This window comes from Paenibacillus guangzhouensis, from assembly GCF_009363075.1.
GTDB lineage: Bacteria > Bacillota > Bacilli > Paenibacillales > Paenibacillaceae > Paenibacillus_K > Paenibacillus_K guangzhouensis.
The window spans coordinates 2,072,108-2,094,278 of the sequence record NZ_CP045293.1 but is presented as its reverse complement, the minus strand read 5'-3'; the positions used below and the strand labels follow the sequence as shown (position 1 = coordinate 2,094,278).

At 41.7% G+C, this 22,171-nt stretch carries 23 protein-coding genes and 1 pseudogene; 21 read left to right on the top strand and 3 right to left on the bottom strand.

The genetic code is table 11. The features are described 5' to 3' along the window. Positions 1-368 precede the first annotated feature (368 nt). The 17 genes and pseudogenes from GCU39_RS09495 (at position 369) to GCU39_RS09410 (ending at position 14,308) form a co-directional block, all read left to right on the top strand. Positions 369-1,148 (top strand): leucine-rich repeat domain-containing protein, encoded by a 780-nt coding sequence (locus GCU39_RS09495; RefSeq protein ID WP_152393288.1) that lies wholly within the window; start codon positions 369-371, stop codon positions 1,146-1,148. Between the two features lie 181 nt (positions 1,149-1,329). After that, positions 1,330-1,788, top strand: a complete 459-nt coding sequence (locus tag GCU39_RS09490; protein WP_152393287.1) for an NUDIX domain-containing protein — start codon at positions 1,330-1,332, stop codon at positions 1,786-1,788. A gap of 135 nt (positions 1,789-1,923) precedes the next feature. Further along, on the top strand, positions 1,924-2,424 hold the full coding sequence (locus tag GCU39_RS09485) for an NUDIX domain-containing protein (RefSeq protein WP_193726842.1): 501 nt from the start codon (positions 1,924-1,926) through the stop codon (positions 2,422-2,424). A gap of 64 nt (positions 2,425-2,488) precedes the next feature. Continuing rightward, positions 2,489-3,109, top strand: coding sequence for an alpha/beta hydrolase (locus GCU39_RS09480; RefSeq protein ID WP_152393285.1), 621 nt, complete (start codon positions 2,489-2,491; stop codon positions 3,107-3,109). 172 nt (positions 3,110-3,281) lie between these two features. Further along, the gene (locus GCU39_RS09475) at positions 3,282-3,704 is read left to right on the top strand and encodes a macro domain-containing protein (protein ID WP_152393284.1); all 423 of its coding nucleotides are present in this window, start codon (positions 3,282-3,284) and stop codon (positions 3,702-3,704) included. A 156-nt stretch (positions 3,705-3,860) separates the two neighbouring features. Beyond that, positions 3,861-4,280, top strand: a pseudogene (locus GCU39_RS32495) (CPBP family intramembrane glutamic endopeptidase). Positions 4,281-4,336: 56 nt separating this feature from the next. Further along, on the top strand, positions 4,337-4,711 hold the full coding sequence (locus GCU39_RS09460) for a VOC family protein (protein WP_152393283.1): 375 nt from the start codon (positions 4,337-4,339) through the stop codon (positions 4,709-4,711). 58 nt (positions 4,712-4,769) lie between these two features. Then, entirely contained in the window at positions 4,770-5,420 is a 651-nt protein-coding gene (locus tag GCU39_RS09455) for a DUF2625 family protein (RefSeq protein ID WP_152393282.1), read from the top strand. A gap of 289 nt (positions 5,421-5,709) precedes the next feature. Further along, entirely contained in the window at positions 5,710-6,171 is a 462-nt protein-coding gene (locus GCU39_RS09450; protein WP_152393281.1) for a VOC family protein, read from the top strand. Positions 6,172-6,180: 9 nt separating this feature from the next. Then, positions 6,181-7,182: a DinB family protein gene (locus GCU39_RS31890; protein WP_152393280.1), complete on the top strand. Its 1,002-nt coding sequence runs from the start codon at positions 6,181-6,183 to the stop codon at positions 7,180-7,182. A 61-nt stretch (positions 7,183-7,243) separates the two neighbouring features. Then, positions 7,244-7,855 (top strand): zinc dependent phospholipase C family protein, encoded by a 612-nt coding sequence (locus GCU39_RS09440; protein ID WP_152393279.1) that lies wholly within the window; start codon positions 7,244-7,246, stop codon positions 7,853-7,855. Positions 7,856-8,137: 282 nt separating this feature from the next. Next, positions 8,138-8,596, top strand: coding sequence for a GyrI-like domain-containing protein (locus GCU39_RS09435; RefSeq protein ID WP_152397162.1), 459 nt, complete (start codon positions 8,138-8,140; stop codon positions 8,594-8,596). Between the two features lie 162 nt (positions 8,597-8,758). After that, entirely contained in the window at positions 8,759-9,484 is a 726-nt protein-coding gene (locus GCU39_RS09430; RefSeq protein WP_152393278.1) for a response regulator transcription factor, read from the top strand. Then, on the top strand, positions 9,481-10,557 hold the full coding sequence (locus tag GCU39_RS09425; RefSeq protein ID WP_152393277.1) for a sensor histidine kinase: 1,077 nt from the start codon (positions 9,481-9,483) through the stop codon (positions 10,555-10,557). Before GCU39_RS09430 ends, GCU39_RS09425 begins: the two co-directional genes overlap by 4 nt. A gap of 145 nt (positions 10,558-10,702) precedes the next feature. Further along, positions 10,703-11,479 (top strand): ABC transporter ATP-binding protein, encoded by a 777-nt coding sequence (locus GCU39_RS09420; RefSeq protein ID WP_152393276.1) that lies wholly within the window; start codon positions 10,703-10,705, stop codon positions 11,477-11,479. Continuing rightward, entirely contained in the window at positions 11,454-12,809 is a 1,356-nt protein-coding gene (locus tag GCU39_RS09415; protein ID WP_152393275.1) for an FtsX-like permease family protein, read from the top strand. Before GCU39_RS09420 ends, GCU39_RS09415 begins: the two co-directional genes overlap by 26 nt. Beyond that, positions 12,806-14,308, top strand: coding sequence for a serine hydrolase domain-containing protein (locus GCU39_RS09410; protein WP_152393274.1), 1,503 nt, complete (start codon positions 12,806-12,808; stop codon positions 14,306-14,308). Before GCU39_RS09415 ends, GCU39_RS09410 begins: the two co-directional genes overlap by 4 nt. Positions 14,309-14,374: 66 nt before the next feature. Here GCU39_RS09410 and GCU39_RS09405 read toward each other — a convergent pair whose 3' ends face one another. Both GCU39_RS09405 and GCU39_RS09400 read right to left on the bottom strand, forming a co-directional pair. Continuing rightward, on the bottom strand, positions 14,375-15,472 hold the full coding sequence (locus tag GCU39_RS09405) for a GerAB/ArcD/ProY family transporter (RefSeq protein WP_152393273.1): 1,098 nt from the start codon (positions 15,470-15,472) through the stop codon (positions 14,375-14,377). 28 nt (positions 15,473-15,500) lie between these two features. Next, positions 15,501-15,734, bottom strand: coding sequence for a hypothetical protein (locus tag GCU39_RS09400; RefSeq protein WP_152393272.1), 234 nt, complete (start codon positions 15,732-15,734; stop codon positions 15,501-15,503). 200 nt (positions 15,735-15,934) lie between these two features. On the opposite strand from GCU39_RS09400, the gene GCU39_RS32385 reads away from it, so the two are divergent. Further along, positions 15,935-16,927, top strand: coding sequence for a DinB family protein (locus tag GCU39_RS32385; RefSeq protein ID WP_152397161.1), 993 nt, complete (start codon positions 15,935-15,937; stop codon positions 16,925-16,927). A gap of 40 nt (positions 16,928-16,967) precedes the next feature. Then, positions 16,968-18,767 carry an oligoendopeptidase F gene (pepF, locus tag GCU39_RS09390; RefSeq protein WP_152393271.1) on the top strand — a complete coding sequence of 600 codons (1,800 nt, stop codon included), beginning with the start codon at positions 16,968-16,970 and terminating at the stop codon, positions 18,765-18,767. Here the strand turns inward: pepF and GCU39_RS09385 are convergent. Then, positions 18,759-19,607 (bottom strand): helix-turn-helix transcriptional regulator, encoded by an 849-nt coding sequence (locus tag GCU39_RS09385; protein WP_152393270.1) that lies wholly within the window; start codon positions 19,605-19,607, stop codon positions 18,759-18,761. The two genes, pepF and GCU39_RS09385, sit on opposite strands and share 9 nt — an antisense overlap. Positions 19,608-19,847: 240 nt before the next feature. Here GCU39_RS09385 and GCU39_RS09380 point away from each other — a divergent pair, with 240 nt between their 5' ends. Next, on the top strand, positions 19,848-21,515 hold the full coding sequence (locus GCU39_RS09380; RefSeq protein ID WP_152393269.1) for a ribonuclease J: 1,668 nt from the start codon (positions 19,848-19,850) through the stop codon (positions 21,513-21,515). A gap of 123 nt (positions 21,516-21,638) precedes the next feature. Beyond that, the gene (locus GCU39_RS09375; RefSeq protein WP_152393268.1) at positions 21,639-22,031 is read left to right on the top strand and encodes a YkvA family protein; all 393 of its coding nucleotides are present in this window, start codon (positions 21,639-21,641) and stop codon (positions 22,029-22,031) included. Positions 22,032-22,171: the final 140 nt, after the last annotated feature.

Below are 22,171 nucleotides of genomic sequence, written 5' to 3'. Positions count from 1 at the left end.
AAGATGGGTGCAGGGAGGATTCTTCAACTCTATCAAGAGAAATATGCCAAACTGCCCAAGGAGAGAAAGGTTCTATATAAGTCCATTCGATAGCGCTGGAGAATTGGATATGAAGAAAGAGCGAACAGGTTGCCTTGGTGGGGTGGCCTGTTCGTTTTGTAAGGAAGTAGTTGTGTCTGGGTTACATAATGGCGAGTGGTCAGTGAACAGTTGGTTGATGCGAAAAAGAAGTCAATGGGGTCAGACAATAGCAATAACCAGGATTAATATAATGTGGTAAAATGTGCTAGAGCGTGGGTTCGCGGACCCAACAATGTTTGTAAGTAAAGCGAATTTGGTATACAAACTTAGAAAGGGAGAAATATCTTATGCCAGTACTTACTGAAAGACAAATTAAATACGGCTTTGACTATTACCATAGGGATGAGTCACAACCGAAATCTGTTATAGAGGTATCACAATATCAGGGAGAAACGATACTGACAATAAACTGCACTCAGCTTGGGGATAGCTTTACACCGCAATACAAAACACAAAAAGAGAAAAAACGTGTTTTGCAGGAGTGGTGCAATTTTCTATTTGAAAGTCCTACGGCTTTTGAAGAATTGTCATTTGGCACACGAATGCCACAAGAATTATTTAATGCTGTTTGTGCACAAAAAAGACTGAAAAAACTGTCGATAAAATGGGGAGTATACCCTGACATATCAAGGCTCGAAAACCTTCAAAGCCTTGAATTTCTACATATCGGGTCAGGTGCAAGTGTGCAAAGTATTGCCCCCATCGCATCGTTATCAAATCTTGTTGCCCTCTCTATTGAGAATTTCCAAAAAATCAATGATTACGGTGCGTTAGCAAACCTTAGTAAATTGGAAAGCCTTTCGATTGAGGGCGATGGACTTGGCCCACAATACATTCATGTAGATACATTGGATTTTTTGAACAACATGCCGCAATTGAGGTTTTTTAGGTTTCTAACTGCAAGGCTAAAAAGTAAGGATATGACGCCTGTCTTAAGCCTTATTAACGTTGAACATCTAACACTTAGAAGTAGCAAGGAAACCAAAGCTATCTATGATCGACTTTTGACATTGTCAAAATTGAAATATGGGTTGGTGATCGAAAAACCCGATTTGTATATATCTTGATTTTTGTTAGTAAGTCATAGAAGGCAGTTACAGCGCATAGGCGGACAACCCTGCGAGGATACTTGCGCAAGCGCAGCAGGCTCCTTCGAAGCCTTAAGCCTTTTAGTTACGTGAATACAATAACGTTAGCTGAAACTAACGTAAAGAGTAAAATAAAGATATAGCAGAGAGGTTAATCAAGATGAAAATATTAGTAACTGGCGGTGCAATCATACGAGACGATCAAGGTAGGATATTGTTACAGCGAAGATCTGATTATGGTGACTGGGGGCTTCCTGGTGGCGGTATGAATGCAGGTGAATCTATTGAAGAGACGATGATTCGAGAGATTCATGAGGAGACAGGTTTGGTAGTAACACATTATGAACTTCATACTGTATATAGCGGTTCACGGATGAAATATAAGTATCCAGATGGAAACGAAGTTGTGTTTGTTATGTTTATATTTAATGCAAAAGCGGACTTAACAGGAAGAATTGCTAAAGATAATAAAACACTTATTTATGCAGATAAAGAGCAAGAGTCATTACAGTTGGAGTTTAAATCGATAGAAGAAATTAAAGTTGAAGATATAAGTACTGTACAGAGGCCTTTAATTGAAGATTTAAAGAATGATAGAAAATCCATACTAAGAACCTGAATTAGAATATTGCAAGGCTAACTCCGTCGGACTCGACGCGTACGAGCCTCAAGCCTCTTGGATTCGTAGAGACATGAACGTTAACAGAAAGATGTACGAATCTGTACTTAACCTACTAACATAAGGATGATGAGGATGGAAATACGGCAAATGTCAACTGCCTTTCTTTTTAATGAAGACAAAGTTCTTCTTATGAAGAAAGAATCGAGTAAGTTAACGAACCAACCCTTTTGGACTGGATTGGGCGGGCATATGGAATCTGATGAATTGAACTATCCAATAAAGGCTTGTTTCAGAGAGATTTATGAAGAATCAGGAATAAAGGCTACTGAAATCAATGAGTTAAAACTAAGATATATCTTAATTCGAATAAAGCATGATGAAATCAGACAACAATTCGTATATTTTGGAAAAACAATAAGAACACAATATGTAACTTCGGACGAAGGCGAGTTGTATTGGAAGGATATAGAGGAGCTAAAAGAACTACATACATCAAAGATAATAGAATTCATGTTAGAGCATTATCAAAACAATATAAATAAAACTGAAATAATGATCGGAACTATAACAATCGATCAAGATGAAAACCCTAAAATGCAATGGTCGGAACTAAAAGATCCAATAATTTTTTAGGTTAATTTGAAGTAGTTACAAGTCTGATGGTCCCGTCACGATAAGGATGAAAGGATGAAAAACTATGAAATTAGATACTGTAACGGTGCCTTCATTTTGGAAAACGGAAATGAAACAAAGGCATTATCAAATTCAAGAGGAAAATTCAAAACTAGTTGTTTTATTTCCAGGAAAAAATTATCCGTGTGACAAACCAATTTTACATTATGCTGGAATTTCCGCAATTCAAAGTGGCTTTGATTTAATGGTTCTAGAGTACGGCTATCAAGCAGGAAGAACTGATTTAGATATCATTGACCTTCCCATTGTAATAGAAGAAAGTAAAGAATCAATTCACAGAATAATTAATAAATATGATCAGGTCATATTTATTAGCAAGAGTATAGGGACAATAGTAGCTGGGGAAGTTCATCAGAAATTGGGTATTCCGATAAAACATATCTACTTGACACCGATCAAAGGCACAATTGATTATATTAACAAATCCGACGGACTAGTGATTTACGGAACAAAGGATGAAGTGTTTAATAAAGAGCTGGAAAGTCAAATCATTGTAACGAATAACAGAAGAGTAATAGAAATTCCTAATGCAAATCATGCATTGGAAACCAAAGATGTTATTGAAAGTGTAGAGATTCTAAGTTCACTTGTACGAATATATATGGATTTTCTAAGTGGAAAGTGATATTGAAATAAAAATAGATGTTTTTTTAAAATTTAGCTTAACTTTATGGAAAATAGTAGTATAATATGAATAAGAACGTATGTTCCGAATAAGCATTCTTAAGGTTTTCGCCGTCGTGAATACTGAGACGTTACACGGAATCCCTTAAAACAATAACAGTGGAGTGAAATCTATGGAATTGATAGAAATTAAGAAAGATTTATTTACAATGCCAGAAGACTATTTTTTAGCTCATTGCATTTCTGCTGATGCTAAAATGGGAGCTGGAATAGCAGTACTTTTTCGAAAGAAGTTTAAGTTGTCTTCGCTGCAGGAAAGGGCGACAAAAAATGAGTTAGAAGTTGGAAAATGCTATAAGGTAGATAGAGTATTTAATTTAATTACAAAGAGTAAATACTGGCATAAGCCAACATATGAAACCTTAACAGCTGCAGTAAGATCAATGAAAGAGTCATGTGTGAATGAATCAATCAGTAAATTGGCAATGCCGGAAATTGGATGTGGTCTTGACAAGTTGCAATGGGGGCGCGTGAAGGAAATATTAAAGGAAGAATTTAAAGATATACCGATTGAGATTACTGTTTGCAGATTGTAGTAACGTAATCGTAAATCTAAGAAATGCTTGATTTTCGAGGGGGTTATATGTATCTAATATTATTCATTTCCTTGCTGCTGACATTCTCATATAAATTAGTAGAAATTTTAATAAGAAAACTCATTTAAGAAGAATGGAGAAATATACTGTATTGGTTTGGGCTTTGATTATCATTATCTTAGTTCTTTTAAGACACTGACTAATTATGAAAAGGCACTACCGATATTTGGACTACTAATTTATCCAATCATCGAGGAAATTATTTTTAGAGGATTAATTTTACCAAACTTACAGCAGATTTTTGCCTCATCCCAAATCATAGAAGTATTTTATATGTCTGTATCAACGCCAGTTATTGTTTCCGCGATTCTCTTCGCAATCTGTCACTTGCAGTATTAATTATCAGCGCAAAGCATTAAATTTATTATTATTGCTTTTTTGGGAGGGGTTTTGTTGGGAGCCATGACGGAGATGACACGATCGATCTTGTTTGCGCTCATATTACATATTGTATTTAATTTATTTTCAGTGATTTTTGCAAAGAGATTGTCCAAATCGGGTTCGTTAATACAATAAAGTTAACTGAAACAGATGAAATCAAATAAACTTTTTGCGGAGGTAGATTATTCAAAGTGGAAAAAGCAAAATTAACTGGCCCTTCAATCGTATTGCTTGTGAGAGATATTGAACAATCGGTTCGTTTTTATAAGACCTTAGGGTTCAACTATGAACTAGTTGGTGGACCCGAGATTCAACATGTACATATGACAAGGGACACGGTTACATTTATTCTTCATCAAGCCGTCAATCCAAATGATGTAAGACCAAATTCATCTGTTGAAGGTGGATTGTACTTTGATGCATTTTGTTACACAAATGTCAGGGAATTATTAGAAGAGATCAAATCGAAGGATATCACCATTGTAAGAGGACCGGATTTGAATGAATTTTTTAGTGAATTTACAATTCAAGATATTGATGGATATCGAATTGCCTTTGGAGGATAAAAATCCAGAATAATCGGATTCATCCTATCTCTTACGAACGATTTAAGGAGCAAGAATAATGAAGGCAATATCTGAACTCATATTTAATGAAAATGCATGGTCGATGATTCAAGATTGGATTCGTAATTCACAAACACATGTACACGTGCTTCAGAATACAAGGATTGATGGAGAGGGAGTTCTCTATAATCTACAAATATCCAATAAATCTACAATGGGTGCAATAGCTTTAGAATGCGGTGGTTTAGTTGTTGATCATGGATGGTTGTACATACTTGGTTCAGGACATTCAGAGATCTATGGTTCTCTCATTGATAATAATCATGGATCTCTCTTCGAAGAAGGATTTGTTGTTGCTTATGATAAAGTCGGAGGAATATTTGCTATGAATTCAGGCCAGTTTGATCGTGATTCTCGTAATGTATATTATTTTGCGCCTGATACATTGGTGTGGGAGGACACGGGAAAAGGATATACAGACTTCCTTTATTGGGTTATGTATGGTGATTTGAACCAATACTATGAATCGTTTCGATGGAGAGAATGGTTAGAGGATGTCAAGAAATTAACCAGCGATCAAGGAATATCAATATATCCATATTTGTGGACGAAACAAGGTAGGGATATTGAAAATACCTCTAAAGCAGCAATACCGTTAAAAGAAATCTGGGAAATACAAAGTGACTTTAGAAGGACAATGATAGAGTAGTTATTACCGGGCTATATTCCTTTATAGAGAAGCATTAGAACAGGACAACTCTAAGTAAATAAATAAAACCAATGTAGACCAATAAACAACAAGAACACTTGTACGTAGTTGTAAATAAAGGTAAAATATAGATACACATTACAAACAACAAGAGAAAGCAAACCCACCTAAGATTGGAATCTGAAGGTGGGTTTTTGTTTCTTATGCAACTTGAAGGGAATAACCATTTAGATTGTGAGCTAGAAGTGAAGGGAACAAGTGCAAAATAAACGCTGAAGGAGTGCTTCAAATGAATCAAGATTTTACATTTTCACGTATTGGTTACGTCTATGTTCCAACAACACGAATTGACGAGTCCATAGCATGGTATACGGAGAATTTAGACTTTAAACTAATGAATAAGTTTCAAGACCGTGGCTCATTTATTGCAGTCTTACATCACCCGCACAAGAACGCAATTGCATTGTTACTGATTGAAACGACCAACAAGCAAGCCATGGAAATTATAAGAAATGAAAGACCGTTTCCGATCATGGCACTGAACTGTCCTGACATTGATTATACACACAAACTATTGGGAGACAGAGGAATAGAAGTTGAAGAATTACATACATTAGGCACTGGAGAGGCTAAGTATTTTTATTTCAGGGATAACGAAGGAAATTTATTAGAAGCTACGTGGTCAATTTGGGATCCGAAAGACGAGATTAAAGAAGATTTCATAAAGCAAAAGAATTTAACACGATATTGAGGATAAGAAATGAAGAATATCATACTCATCGGTATGCCGACGGCAGGAAAAAGCACGCTTGGCGTTATTTTGGCGAAAATAAAAGGTTATGAATTTGTAGATAGTGATCTCGTCATTCAAAAAAAAGAAAACCGGCTTCTAAAAGAAATTATCGCTCATGAGGGGATCGACGGATTTATTTCCATTGAAAATCGTGTGATTGCCTCATTATGTGTAGATCATTCCATAATTGCAACTGGAGGCAGTGTATTATATGGAAATGACGCAATGAAACATCTAAAAGAAATTGGTACTGTGATTTATCTCAAATTAAATTACGAAACGATACAAGCACGCTTGGAAAATGCAAAACAAAGAGGCGTAGTGATAAGAGATCATCAATCATTACGCCAGTTATATGAGGAAAGATGCCCGATATATGAAAAGTATGCAGATATGATTATCGATGCTGAAAGTCTAGGGATTGAAGAATTGGTCGATCAAATAAATGAGAGGATGTATGCTATGGAACTTCAGGAAATCAATCAAAAATTGATTGATACAAGAGACGAATTGTTGGGAATTCTGAATGGTTTGAGTGGTGATCAATTAAACAGACGTAAAGACTCAACCAGTTGGAGTATAGGTCAAGTATGCCAGCACTTAAGTAAGACTGAAGAATTGTATGTCTATGCAATAAAGAAAGGGTTAAAGAGCAATGAGGATTCTATCATAGATAAAAAACCATTAGAGTTTCTACTTGATCGCAGCAAGAAGTTAGAAGCACCCGACATTGCTAAGCCAATGGATGAAATGTTTGAACATCAAGAAATCATTAATAAGCTTAAAAATTCAAGAGAGAAATTATTTGAATTATTAAACACGCTAGATGACCCATCATTGCTGAGTAGAAGACATTTTGTACATCCCGTCTTTAAAGAGATGTTATTAATTGAATGGGTTAAATCATTGTACATGCATGAACAAAGACATATTGAACAAATCATTGAAATCAAGGGCTTAAATCTGTAGGTGGGAGAATGTAACAAACGGAGCAGATTCGATAAATTATCTTTCAAAGGTGATGGAATGTATGGGTTCAAGAATTATGCACTTGATCATAGCGAATAAGATCGCGGATTGCCTGTCGATCGAAGATCGAACACCATTTTTGCTTGGCAGCGTCGCTCCGGATGCTGTTAGATCCAAAGATGCATCACATTTCTTTAAAGGTGAAATTCAAGATTATACGAGACATGTTGATTATCACGGATTTCTGCATAAATATCGTGCAAATGCTGAAAGTCTATATGTCTTAGGGTATTTTACACATTTAATCGCGGATGATATCTGGCTAAAAGGATTTAATCTCCCTTGGCTGAGAAACAGAATGGAAGCGGACAAAGAATTATATCATTTATACCATAATGACTTTCGATTACTTAATGGAAAGTTGCTAGAATACTACGATGTTAGAGATGAGCTGATAGAAAAGCTACGTTATTTTCCTGCAATCATTGATCTGCAAGAGGTTAGTTCCAAAGAAGTTAAGGATTTCATTCCTTATGTTCTAGGGGATATGGCGTACGAGAAGGATATTGTTATGAATGAAAAACTTAATGTTTTTACGTTTGTTCAGATCATTGGCTATATAGATACATCCGTTGAAATTGGGTTATTACATCTGGAGCCAATACTACTTTAATGCTCATTGTAAAAGGGGATCTGATTTATCTGTCACACATGGACGTTATCTATAATCTCGAAAACATGTATGCGAGGTGGAACCAAGCTTCAAGAAGGAAAAGGAAGAAGGAAAGTTCGAATGGAACGAGATCCCGCCCGTATGTATTTTTCGATTTAAGAAAGTAACGTAGGGCATGAGTAACAACAAAAGAGCCATGGGACTAGAAATATACACGTTCGAGAATCCGCATTGGCCGGATGAAGTTGATGTATATATTCCAATCGAAAGTGTGTGAAGTATATGAATGTCGTTGAACTTCAAGAGGTGAAGTTAGTAGGTCTAAGAGTTCTTTGTCCTGGTGACCAGTATATCCATGAAATTCCAAAAGCAATGAGTATACTCAAAAACAGGCTGAATGAGATTAAGGATATCACTAAGCCTATTCGATTTATAGGTGCATTTCAAGTCGCGGATCATGCCGAAGAGGAAGATGGTTACTGGGCATGTATTGAAGTTAACCAGATTCGAGATGTACCTGATGGCATGGTACATCTCGTCGTCCCCCCACAAAAGTATGCCGTAATGACGCACCTCGGGCCCAATAATGAAATAAGAGAAACATATCATAAGCTGCATCACTGGATTGAAAGCAATCAATATGAAAGAGTGCTTAACGCTTGGCATCTTGAGATTTCAGCGTCAGATGTGGATCAAAGTAGCAACATGCTCGAAGTAGATTTATATGACACTATAAAATGAAATGGCCCGTGTTCGAATAACCGCGTAAGCGGTTTTTTTGTTTTTCGCAATCCGTTTCATTCGAAGCCTTTAACCTAAATGAGTACGTTGCCCTTTCTTCCAGTTTCGCAACAATCTGATATACTATTAGTTGGCTAACAGGGGAGCACAAGGAGGAAGCAAATGTACCGGATATTTATCGTTGAGGATGATAGCAAGATTAGTGCTGTCTTGAAGAGGAATATAGAGAAGTATGGATATGAAGCCACATGTGCATCACAATTTCGCGATATTATGCCGGAGTTCGTGGTGTATGAACCGCATATGATTATGTTGGATATTAACCTGCCGTACTTCGACGGTTACTATTGGTGCAGACAAATACGTATGAAGTCCAATGTCCCAATCATCTTCATCTCAGCGCGCGCAGGGGAGATGGATCAGGTGATGGCGATCGAAAATGGTGGCGATGACTATATTACGAAGCCGATCCATTTGGACCTCTTCATTGCAAAAATGAAAGGGGTTCTGCGAAGAGTATATGGAGACTACTCGGCTCCAACTGGACTTGCTGCTTCTCCAGAGAACGAATTGCATGTCCATGGGTTAAGACTGAATCTCAGCCGCAATGAGCTCATCTATCATACATGCAGAACCCAAATTTCGAAAAACGAACAATTGCTCACGGAATGTTTCCTCCAGCATTATGGCAAAACCGTCTCGCGTGACCAACTCCTGGGAACGCTCTGGGATCATACACAGTTTGTTGATGACAACACCCTGACAGTCAATGTGGGACGATTACGCAAGAAGCTTGAAGAGCTGGGGCTTCCGAACGCGATCGCGACGGTACGAGGATTAGGTTACAAATTGCTCCTCGATGAAGTTCAGGGAAAGATAGATCTATGAAAATAATGACAGCAGCGATGTTCATTCGCGACCGGATCATTTTTATTCTTACAGGTTTTTTTATTACAGGGCTTGGCGCCTGTCTTATGTTGCTAGAACATGCTCGCAATCCAGAATTCATGGAGTTAAGTACGATGTACTACTTCATAGGTGCGGCTGCTTTCACCGTCGTACTTGGCCTTACGATCGACTACGTTCGGCAGCGGGAATATTACAAGCAGCTACGTCATGCGATGGAACGAGAGAGCGAGCTTCAGACGGGAGCGATCGCTCCGTTTGCTGTTACGGCTGAGCAGCAACTCGTCGTTCGATTGTTGAATCAGCAGAATAGTACGTATCTGAACAAACTCGGTACCTATCGACGGCAGCAGGAGCTGCATAATCATTTTGTGATGCAGTGGGTCCATCATATGAAGACACCATTGTCTGTGGTTGATCTGCTCTTGCAAGAAGCCGTGACACAGCAGCCTATGTCTGAAGAAGAACAACAAGAGATGATCCTGAGCTTGTTCGAAGAGACGGATCGGTTGAATAAGGGGCTGGAGATGCTGCTGTATACCGCGCGCCTTGACAGATTCGAGATGGATCTTCATCTGGCTAAAATACCGTTACATGATATCATTCACGAAGTATTGATTACGCACAGACGCCTTTGTCTTCGTCATTCTGTCATTCCGCAAATCGAAGGCGAAGCATGGCCTGAGACAGATCGAAAGTGGATGACGGTTGTTTTGAATCAAATCGTCAGTAACGCGATCAAATACAGTAAGGACAAACAGGGGACAAAACATCTCATTTTCTGTCTGGACCAGCAGGATTCAAGCAGTAAGCTGATGATTACCGACGAGGGGAGCGGGATCGCGCCTCATGATCTGCCGCGAATATTCGATCCTTTTTTTACAGGAGAGAACGGGCAAGTCGCTGGAGAATCGACAGGCATGGGACTTTATTTAGCCAAACAAATATGCAGCAGACTTGGTCATGAGTTGTCCGTAGCTTCAGAGCTTGGTGTCGGAACGACGTTTACGATTACGTTTTCACCGCAAGGCATTCACATGCTTGATGATGTATAAGGAATGAATAATCACGCTTTGTGACAACCTTGTCATGTTCAAAGCGTGTTTTTTGTTATATAAATCGATGGGATGAAAAAGCATTGCTCGCTATACTTAACTTTGTTAAGACCTAGAGAGCATGATGGAAGGAGGAATTCACACGATGACTGTGCTAACCGCGCGAGGTCTTAGTAAAATATATAGCTCCAAAGGGAATATCATTTGTACAGCATTAGAGGACATCGATTTACAGATAGAGGAAGGGGAATTTGTTGGGGTCATGGGTCCATCGGGAAGTGGCAAGACGACATTGCTTCATTTACTCGCGGCAATGGATCGCCCAACGTCCGGATCAATCGAAATTAACGGGGTAGACCCGAATAAGCTTAGCGTGAGACAACTAGCTCTTTTCAGGAGACGTGATCTTGGTTTCATCTTTCAAGATTTTAATCTATTAGAAGCCTTGACGATTAAGGAGAATATCATTTTACCGCTTGTACTTGAAGGAATAGCCCCTCAATTCATCGAGGAGAGGCTGCACCCGTTAGCAGTTTGGTTACAAATCGAACATCTATTGGATCGACGTACCTATGAAGTGTCCGGTGGTCAGAAGCAGCGCACGGCCATAGCAAGAGCTCTTATTCATGAACCTGCCTTAGTGCTAGCTGATGAACTCACGGGTAATTTGGATTCGAAATCGTCCAAGGATGTGATGGAGTCACTCACGTCACTGAATGAACGAATGCAAGCAACGGTGCTGATGGTAACACATGATCCGTTCACTGCGAGCTATTGCCGGCGCATCGTGTTCATTAAGGATGGAAAAATCTTTACGGAAATTCGGCGCGGATCGAACCAACCAATATTTTACCAACAAATATTAGACGTGTTGAGCGTAATGGGAGGAAATTTCAATGACATTCCGTTCGCTCGCCCTTAGCAACATACGCGGCAACTTACGCTCGTACAGCGCGTTTTTTATGAGCAGTGTGTTCTCGGTCATGATCTTTTATATGTACACCGCATTTGCGCTTCATCCAGATCTAACGAATAGTCGAATGATCGGAGCTTCGGGCGTAAGACAAGGGATGTTGTTCTGCCAGTACATCATTATCATGTTCTCGTTTCTATTTGTTCTCTATTCGAATGCCGTATTCCTGAAATCGAGAAGGAAAGAATTCGGTCTATTAACGTTATTCGGAATGACGCGCATGCAGCTTCGTACATTGATTATCTATGAGAATATGTGTATCGCGGTGACGGCGATCGGTGCAGGTATCGGTCTTGGCGCACTATTTAGCAAGCCATTTTTTATGGCACTTGCTCTCCTGCTGAAGATGGAAGACCCGATTGCAGCCGTGATACCGCTTCAAGCGCTATGGATAACAGCTGCCGGTTTCTTCATATTGTTCACGCTCATCTCAATTGGGACGGTTATTCGTGTGGGCCATTCTGATATTGTCGATTTACTTCAACCAGCTAAGAAATCCGACCGCGAAATGGTGTATTCACCATGGCTAGCCCTGCTCGCGATCTTCAGTATTGCGGGAGCATACAGCATGGCTCTCATCTTAGATATGAAGAATTTCATCGTACTCTCTGTATTCATTCTACTCGCGTCGATCATCGGGACTTATCTGCTATTCACTCAGGTCAGTGTCTTGATCTTTCGTTGGTTAACAAGGAATTCGAAGCTGTATTACCGTCGTACGAATATGATCGTCTTGGTGCAGCTTGGCAATAAACTGAAGGAAAATGCACGGATGTTGTTTATGGTATCGATCCTAAGCGCCGTCATCCTAACGGCATCAGGTACGATTTATATGTTAGGACTTGCGGTTCAGCTCGATGATATCCAGACGCAATATGCGGATCCGCAAGGTCTGCTTGCGCTCACGATGTTCATTGGGGTGTTTATTAGTCTGCTGTTCTTCATCGCTTCTGGGAGTATAATTTACTTCAAATTATTCACGGATTTGCAGCAGGATCAAGAGCAATATCAGGCACTAACCCGAATTGGGATGACGCCATTTGAGCTTCGTAAGATCGTCGTAACACAGGTCGGCATCCTATTTTTCACACCATGTTGTGTTGGTATCCTTCATGCGTTATTCGCCCTCAAAGCATTGAATAATCTGCTTATGGTGTCCAACTGGATCTATTCCTTCGTCATCATTGGCATTTATCTGGTCATGCAGACCATTTATTTCTTCGTGGCCTGCAATAGTTACATGAGAAGTATCAATTTATTCAAGGAGAATCGGTTATGAAATCATCTTTACGCTTAATTTGGATGGTCATGGCTGTGCTCTTGACCGTTAGTGGTCTTACACCAAGCACTGCGAGCGCAGAAGCAAGTCATAACATTCAGCAAATTGAACAGTTCGTCAAGAAACAACAAGAATTAAGTCACATACCGGGACTATCGATCGTCATCGTAGAGAAAGGGAAAACGGTTTATCAAAAAGGATTCGGTTATGCGGATCTACAGTCGAAAAAGCCAGTAACAGCGGATACCCTATTTGAGATCGGATCCACCTCCAAAGCGTTCACCGGACTCGCAATTATGCAATTAGAAAAAGAAGGAGTAATACAACGCTCCGATGATGTCCAGAAGTACATCCCTTGGCTAAAACTCACCTATCAAGGCGAGCCCCAAACCATCACAATCGATCAATTCCTTCATCATACAAGCGGCATCCCATGGAATTCTCTCACGCGTATTCCGGAGAGCAATGCGGACAACGCTCTCGAGTTGACTGTAAGGACGTTGCTGGACCAACCTCTGAATCGGAAGCCAGGCAGCTCATTTGAATATGCGACAATTAATTATGATGTTCTCGGACTTGTCATCGAGAGGGTCACGAAGACGCCTTACGATGTGTATATGAAGCAGCAGATTCTTGAACCCTTAGGAATGAATCGTTCTTTTGTTGGACGGCACCAAGTGCAATCGACGGAAGTAGCATCGGGTCACAAGATCGGATTTATGCAAGCACAACCCTATACAGCGCCTATATACCGGGGGAATATACCTGCGGGGTATTTCATCACCAATGCGAATGATGTCGCCAAATGGATGAATGTTCAACTTGGTTACGATTCGAACCATGCAATCGATCAAGAGGTGATCCGAGCATCGCATATCCCCGATCAGACGGTAGCGCCTTTTGACCAACATACTTATTACGCCAGTGGTTGGGGGATAATGAAGGAGCAGAATCAACGCTATGTTTTCCACGCTGGGGAGAATCCCAATTTCACTTCATATTTCATCATGAAGCCTGATGACCAAATCGGCGTTGCGATCATGTCCAATCTGAATACGAGTTACACGACCAATATAGGTCAGGGCGTGATGGCGTTGTGGGAAGGGAGGAAGGCAGCGAACAACCATACGGATGTTTATCAAAAGCTGGATCAAATCGTGTCCATCGTATGCATCGTCGGTGGAGGATTCGGAGTGATGTTCATTTTATCAACGTTAATTCTCGTGAGGAAAATGGCTTCCAGACAACGGATACGGACATCTCTAAATGTCAAAAGGTTGCTGGTATTGATTCTGCATACGGTAATTGTAGCTGGAGTCTTAACGGTTACGATTGTGATGCCAAAAATACTATTTTCTGGTTCGCCTTGGTCATTTGTTCGCGTGTGGGGTCCGACGTCCTTCACCGTACTCTTGTACGAGGTCTTTGCAATAAGTATCATTTATTATGTGTTGGGTGTATTACTATGCCTCACCAGAAAAACGAAAACAAAACATTAAAGATGACGCGACTAAAACCTCTGCATCCTTGCAGAGGTTTTTCTTATCCGTGAGAGCACTAACGGACTATCGGCCGACTTTGCGAACAACAGCCATGCCCAGCAATAGTAACGGATAGAATATCCCGATTGTAATTGCATAGGGAATCCATGTTCTTGTATCCCATCTGATCTCATAATCCGTCGTCGGATACACAACAAGGGAATATAAGGCTAATAATAGTCCAATCGGGAGAATAAGAGAGCGGTGCTCCTTCAAATTGAATACTTGTGCGATCCCAATCACAATGGCATAACAATATAGCGCCAGCCTGAAATATAACGAGATAAACCACATGATGGCCATGACAGCTTCAATACGTTCGAGAAAATCGCCGACATTGATTTGTTTGACCAGCGTATAGCTAGGATACATGTTTCTCGACGTAACCCCAGGGCCAAGGACGAAGATACAAAGTACCACAATGATCGTAATGACGCACCCGCCCAGCAGATAACCAGTGTAAAATGCTTTTCTCGCCTGAATCGGATTACGGATGCAGGATGGAAATATCATTAAGAGAATGACCGAAGGAAGCGCACAGACGCTAATTAAAGATAAAGCAGGCAATAAGAGGGGGTGTATGCCATTACCCAAAATAGGCTTTACCGCATCCCATTTGATCTGAGGAGATATAAAAATGACCATGACAATAAAAAGAAGTGCAAACCAAGGAATTAATACTTCTGCTGAGCGTGCTATCGTCTCAAGACCTAAATAAACGCCTATGATAACTACGATAGTAAATAGAATATTAATAGAAGTATCAGGCGTATCAGGCATTACTTGTGTGGTCATAAAGTTCCCAACGAAGTACAACACCGAAGCGGGTCCAGCCATAAAGAAAAAGAACAGAAATACGAGCGATACCGCTTTGCCGACCCATTTGCCAAGCAGCTCTTCGTTCAATTGCATTAGGTTCATGTGAGGAAAGAAGTTTCCTACAACGATATACAAGGGGATAAAACATAGTCCACCTATGACCCCGATAATTGAAGAAATCCATGCATTTTGTTTCGCGTAATCAGCTTGACCCGATGGGATAAATAATATCGCGCTGCCAATCGTAAACAACATCACTAAGATCATAAATTGCTTCGCAGATATTTGGGTATCTTGCTGCATGGTTTCGTTCCCTTCGTCCTACATTCCTCTATTCTAACAATCCGAACAGAAGTTCACTAAATGGTCTAAACATGATAATCATCAAATCAAATGGATTCGGTAAGTACAGATGCAAACTCTTCAGAATCCATCCAATCGTTCCAAGGAGAAGTAATACCATAAAGATCCATAATTCTCTTGTTAAATTATTTTTAAGTAGATGAGGGATCTCAATCATGGCGATCAGAATGGTTGAGGCGAGTATTCCTAAGACGGGCACCACTCGGATGGACTCCTTTTTTCTAGAGATTTACACAGTATTCACGAGCGAAAATGGAAATATACTCCTCTGTAGCAATGACAGAAGTGAGATTTTGTTATTTATTGGTACATTTGCTAGGATATAATTAATCCATAAATGGAAAGGTGAGATATTCTTTGATAACACAGGGGAATAGAGGAATATTTCTGATTACAGGCATTATGGCTTCTGGCAAGTCTACGGTGGCACAACTTCTCGCTGAGAAATTTGACAAAGGCGTTCATCTGCGGGGTGATATTTTCCGAAAAATGATAATTCGTGGGAGAGAGGAAATGCTGCCGGGCTCGGAGGGCGAGGCGATAAGGCAGCTTCGTCTACGCTACCAACTCTCCGTAACTGCGGCAGATTCTTACTATGAAGCAGGGTTTAATGTTGTTCTGCAGGATGTCATTCTAGGTGATATGCTTCACGAGACTGTAGCGATGATCCGGAATCGCCCTCTATATGTCATCGTCTTAACACCTAATCAGGAAGCTGTCTTATCCAGAGAAGCGGCTCGACCAAAGAAAGGCTATGGACGATGGACAGTTCAGGCTCTGGATCAGAGTCTTCGTCATGAGACTGCTCGTATCGGGTTATGGATTGATTCTTCTGACCTGTCAGCTGAAGAGACGGTGGAGCAGATCTGGGAGCGTGTATGGCATGAGGGGCGTGTAAGTCAATCGAATGCTATCCCATTGATTCAAGCGTATCAAAATGATGTTCAGCATTATTCACAAGATCAACTGAGTCGAATTACCTCCGATGGGGTATGGTCTATCGGGCAAATGTACGACCACTTGATTGTCGTTGCTCATGAGTATCTGGATCAAGCCGAAGCATGTGCGGATGAAGTGGAAGAGCAAGAGCTCGGGAAGACGTCCTTTGGTGAGCGGTTATTCCAACTTGGTGGATTTCCTCCAATCAAAATCAAGTTGCCTGCTGAGCTGAATGCCCCGCCCAATAATACGGATCGCATAGAAGATATCGTGCTTAGGCTCGACCAAGTCATGCAGCGTCTGCGAGAGTTGGAAACGATTGTCGAAGCGATCAATCCGAAATTCAAAGTAAAACATGACGGCTTCGGTTGGCTGAATGCGAGAGAATGGTATGATCTTGTTGAAATGCATTTCCGCCATCATTTACGACAAAAAAAAGAGTTAGAGCAATCATAAATTGAATTCCTATAATCATACGAGAGAGGTGCACTCGAGCATGTCGAAAATTTTAACCCGATCGGAAGTGGATACGGCATCCACATGGAATTTAGAGGATATATTCGGTACGAAAGAAGCATGGGAAGAAGAGTTAAATGCCGTTCAACAAGATATCGTTACGGTGACGCAATACGAAGGCAAGCTTCGCGAGGGGGCGAATACGCTGCTAGCTTGTCTCAATGCACAAGAAGAGCTGCTGTCCCGAGTTCAACGCGTTACTGCTTATGCCCATCTGCATCAATCGGGTGATAGCATTAATCCGGACAATCAGATGAACGCATCGAGATCACGTGATGCTGCATCACGAATCAGTTCGGCATTATCGTTCGTGAAATCCGAGATCATCTCGCTGCCTGACGGAACGATTGATCAATTCATCCAAGAGCAGCCCGAACTTCGTGTATTTGAACGTAGTCTGGGGTTGCTGCTAAAGGCTAAGCCGCACAGACTATCAGCGGAGACAGAAAAAATACTAGCTTCGTTGGGTGAAGTATTAGGATCACCATATCGGATCTACGAGCGGAGCAAGCTGGCAGATATGACGTTCCCATCTACGAAGGACGGTCATGGGGCAGATGTGCCTGTGTCTTTCGCTTTATATGAGAACAAATACGTAGAATCTCCCGATACAGCGCTGCGCCGGAATTCGTTCAAGACCTTTAGTGAGACATTATACAAATACCGCAATACATTCGCAGAAACCTATAGTACTGAAGTGAAGCGTCAGGTTATTGAATCTCAGCTTCGTGGCTATGATTCCGTCACAGACATGCTGTTAGAGCCGCATCAGGTTACGAAGGAAATGTATCATAACATTCTTGATATCTTGCAGGAAGAGTTGGCACCACATATGCGCAAATATGCAGCGATCAAGAAACGTGTACTGCAATTAGACGAGATGACGTTCGCGGACTTGAAGGCCCCTTTGGATCCCGATTTCAGTCCTGGCATCACGTTCGAGGAAGCGGGTGACTTGATTCAAGATGCATTACGTATCCTTGGACCGGAGTATGGGGAGATCGTGTCGGATGCCTTTCACAAAAGATGGGTCGATTATGCCGATAACGCAGGGAAGCGCACGGGGGCATTCTGCATGTCCATCCCTGGTGTGCATTCCTATATTCTGATCAGCTGGGCCAATAGCATGAGAGGTGCTTTTACGCTGGCGCATGAAGTTGGGCATGCCGGTCATCTGATGCTAGCGCACAAATATCAGCGACTCACGAACGCGAGACCTTCGCTCTATTTCATCGAGGCACCTTCAACGATGAACGAACTTCTGCTGGCTGAACATCTGCTAGCACGTTCGGGCGATCCGAGAATGCGTCGATGGGTGATTACGCAGCTGCTTGGTACGTATTACCATAATTACGTCACGCATTTGCTCGAAGGTGAGCTGCAGCGTCAAGTTTATGATCTGGCCATGAATCATGTTCCGATTACGGCTGTAAAATTATGCGAGTTGAAAGGTAAAATTCTGTCCTCCTTCTGGGGAGAGGATGTTGTGATAGATGAGCATGCGAAGTTAACATGGATGCGTCAACCACATTATTACATGAGTCTGTATCCTTATACGTATGCGGCTGGACTTACGGCTTCGACGGCCGTTGCCAAGCTCATCCGAGAAGAAGGGCAGCCTGCTGTAGAGCGCTGGCTCGACGTCTTAAAGACTGGGGGATCAGCGAGTCCGCTCGAATTGATGAAATTGGCGGGAGTCGATATGTCGCAGCCCGCTCCGATTCGTAGTGCGGCCGATTATGTCGGATCACTGATCGATGAATTGGAGCACTTATACTAGGAACCCCATCGAATCCCGGTATACGTTCGGAGACGTGCCTACGATCGTTTTAAACACGCGATAGAAGGTGGGTAAGCTCTGAAAGCCACACTCGAACGCAATTTGGGTAATGGCTTTATCGGTGCTTATTAAATCATGTTTGGCTGACTGAATACGCAGCAGCGAGACATATTCATTAAATCGGTAGCCCGTTGTTTCTAGGAATGCCCGGCTAACGCGAGAGACACTTAATCCGAGCTCATCAGCCAATTCGGCCAGATGAATTGGCTCGCGATGTCGTTGTTCTACTAACGCGGCGAGTGATTGACTGTGACGAATGGATTGTACCATGGACTGGCGTTCATCATCCGTAAGCAGACCACGGTTATGACGAAGTAAGTGTCCGCATAGTTGAATGAGTGCGCTTTTGGCCAGAGCCAGATAACCTGGAGCTTTCTGATGCAGCTCCTCCGCGATGGCATGAATCCAATGGGCAAGCTGCCGTGCCAGAGGTGAATCCGCTGTAATATGATTACAAAAATGTGTGGAAGAATAAGAAAATGGCAGCAGTAACTCAGGTTCCTCCGCAAGCAGCATGGCAGCATCAAAGTTGATGAACAGATAGTGGCTCGGATCATCCGGGTCGGATTGTGCGATGTGCCGTTCCATATTATTGACTAAGAAGATATCGCCTGCCCTTACGGGATACCTTTTTGTGCCGAAATAAAAGAATCCTTGACCTGACAGACACAGACCAATCTCAAGACTCGTATGTACATGGGGGGTCTGACGATAGCTTGCAGGCGTCCATTCAAAAACATTAATCGGAATCGGATGATCATACGTAATATGTAGCTTCATCGTACCCCAATACCTCCTTATCTTACGATCGCTATAAGACTAGTATAGAAACAAGAAGTGATAAAAGCGATATACTACATTTTACTTTTATATTTCTAACCTTTCTTATTTTGCATGATGACCGCATTTCGTTCCGCATTTTTGTTGGGTTGTTTCCTGATCAAATTGGACATTCTAGGGATGAATCCACATAGAGCCGTTGGATTACAATGACAATACAGCAAATGACGGGGGTTCATCATGACAGAAAATAGTAACCGTCTATGGATTACAGCATTAGGCGGCGTAAATGAAATCGGCAAGAACATGTATGTTGTACAATATGGCGATGACATCGTCGTTATCGATTGCGGGTCGAAATTCCCGGATGAGAGTCTGCTCGGGATTGACTTGATCATTCCGGATATAAGTTACCTGTTATCCAATCAAGACAAAGTACGAGCCATCATTGTGACTCACGGACATGAAGATCATATTGGAGGAATTCCGTACTTGTTGAAGCAGATACAAATCCCTGTCTATGCTTCACGATTGACCTTAGGACTCATTGAGATCAAGCTTAAGGAGCATGGCATCCTGCATGAATCGAACATGAACCGAATCGATGCGGCATCGAAGTTGGCATTTGGCGCGATTCAATGCTCTTTCTTTCCTACGAACCATAGTATACCGGATTGCCTCGGGATTGTATTTGACACTCCGGAAGGAACGATTGTTCATACAGGTGATTTCAAATTTGATATGACACCTGTGAACAAACAATACCCTGATTTGCACCGCATGTCAGATATAGGTAAGAAAGGGGTACACATCCTCCTGTCCGAGAGCACGAATGCAGAACGTCCAGGATTCACGCCTTCCGAGCGTCTTGTTGGAGCCCACATCGAAGAAGCTTTTAATCAAGCAGATCGGAGAGTATTCATCTCAACATTTGCGTCAAATGTGTATCGTATCCAGCAAGTTGTAGATGCTGCCGTACATACGAACCGTAAGCTTACCTTGCTCGGACGAAGCATGCTGAATGTCGTGTCGGTTGCGCAAGAGCTAGGGTATTTGAACATCCCTTCCGGCATGCTCATTGATACCGATGAAGCGAGAAATCTGCCTCCCGAGAGAATTGCCGTGCTCTGTACCGGCAGTCAAGGGGAACCGATGGCAGCTTTGGCTAGACTAGCAAGCTCGTCCCAACGACAGATGAAAGTCGAAGCAGGGGATCTCGTCATCATCGCAGCCAATCCGATTCCGGGTAATGAACGGAACGTGGCTCGAATTGTAGATAACTTATATGAACTTGGCGCGAAAATTATATACGGCTCTCGCAGTGATCTGCATGTATCCGGACATGGCAGTCAAGAAGAGTTGAAGCTGATGCTCACGTTGATGAAGCCTCGATATTTCGTGCCGATACATGGCGAGTACCGCATGCTTCATCAGCATCGCGAACTTGCTGAAGCGGTCGGTGTGAAACACGAGAATATCTTCATTTTGAAAAATGGCGATGTCGTGGAGACGTCTAATGGCGTTACTCGCCAATCAGGTCAAATCCCTGCCGGACAAATGCTAGTAGATGGGCTCGGCATTGGCGACATTGGGAATATTGTGCTGCGTGATCGCCGCCAATTATCCGCCGACGGCATCTTGATTGTCGTCATTACGCTCAGCAAGATCGAGGGAAAGCTGCTCTCGCGTCCCGATACGATCTCCAGAGGATTCGTCTATGTACGTGACTCTGAAGAGCTCATTCAGAACATTAATCAGCTAGTTGTTGAGACGGTTGAGAAAATGAAGCAAGAACAGAAGAGCCAGTGGAATGTGATGAAAAAGACGCTCAAAGACACGCTAGCGCAATATTTATATGCCCGCACGAAAAGGCGTCCGATCATTCTTCCTATCATCATTGAGGTATAAGTAAAAGAGGCAATCCTGAAGGGATTGCCTCTTTTATTGTCTCTTCAGGATTAACAGCTTATAGACAAGTTCGTGTGGTATGATAAGTGCATCTTGCCACAGAATAAGGAGAATAAGGGATTCATGCTGAAGAAATTAATAGGTTGGGCAAAACAACTCAAGGGGAAGGTATTTGTTCTTTTTTTTGCGTATAAGGATCCACATACACCTTGGTATGCCAAGTTATGGGCCGTCTGCGTGGTAGCCTATGCATTTAGTCCGATCGACCTGATTCCTGATTTTATACCCGTGTTAGGTTACTTGGATGACGTCATACTCGTGCCTATTGGTATTACGATTGCACTTCGATTGATACCTCTCGCAGTCATTAAAGATTGTACGATCCAAGCGGAGGAACGATTGCTAAAGGGCATACCGAAGAACTGGTTTGTAGGGGCAATCATTATCCTGCTATGGATCACCACATTGCTATGGGTAACAATTGCAGCTTATCGTTATGTTGATCGCCTACTCTAACATTGTCTGCAGTGCAAAATGGATCACGCACAGTATGAGATGAGATGATATAGATGAGTAGCTGTACATTACGCGACTTACCTACGATGACATGGAAAGTTTATTTTATTAATTATTAATAAGGTTAATCATTTAATCCA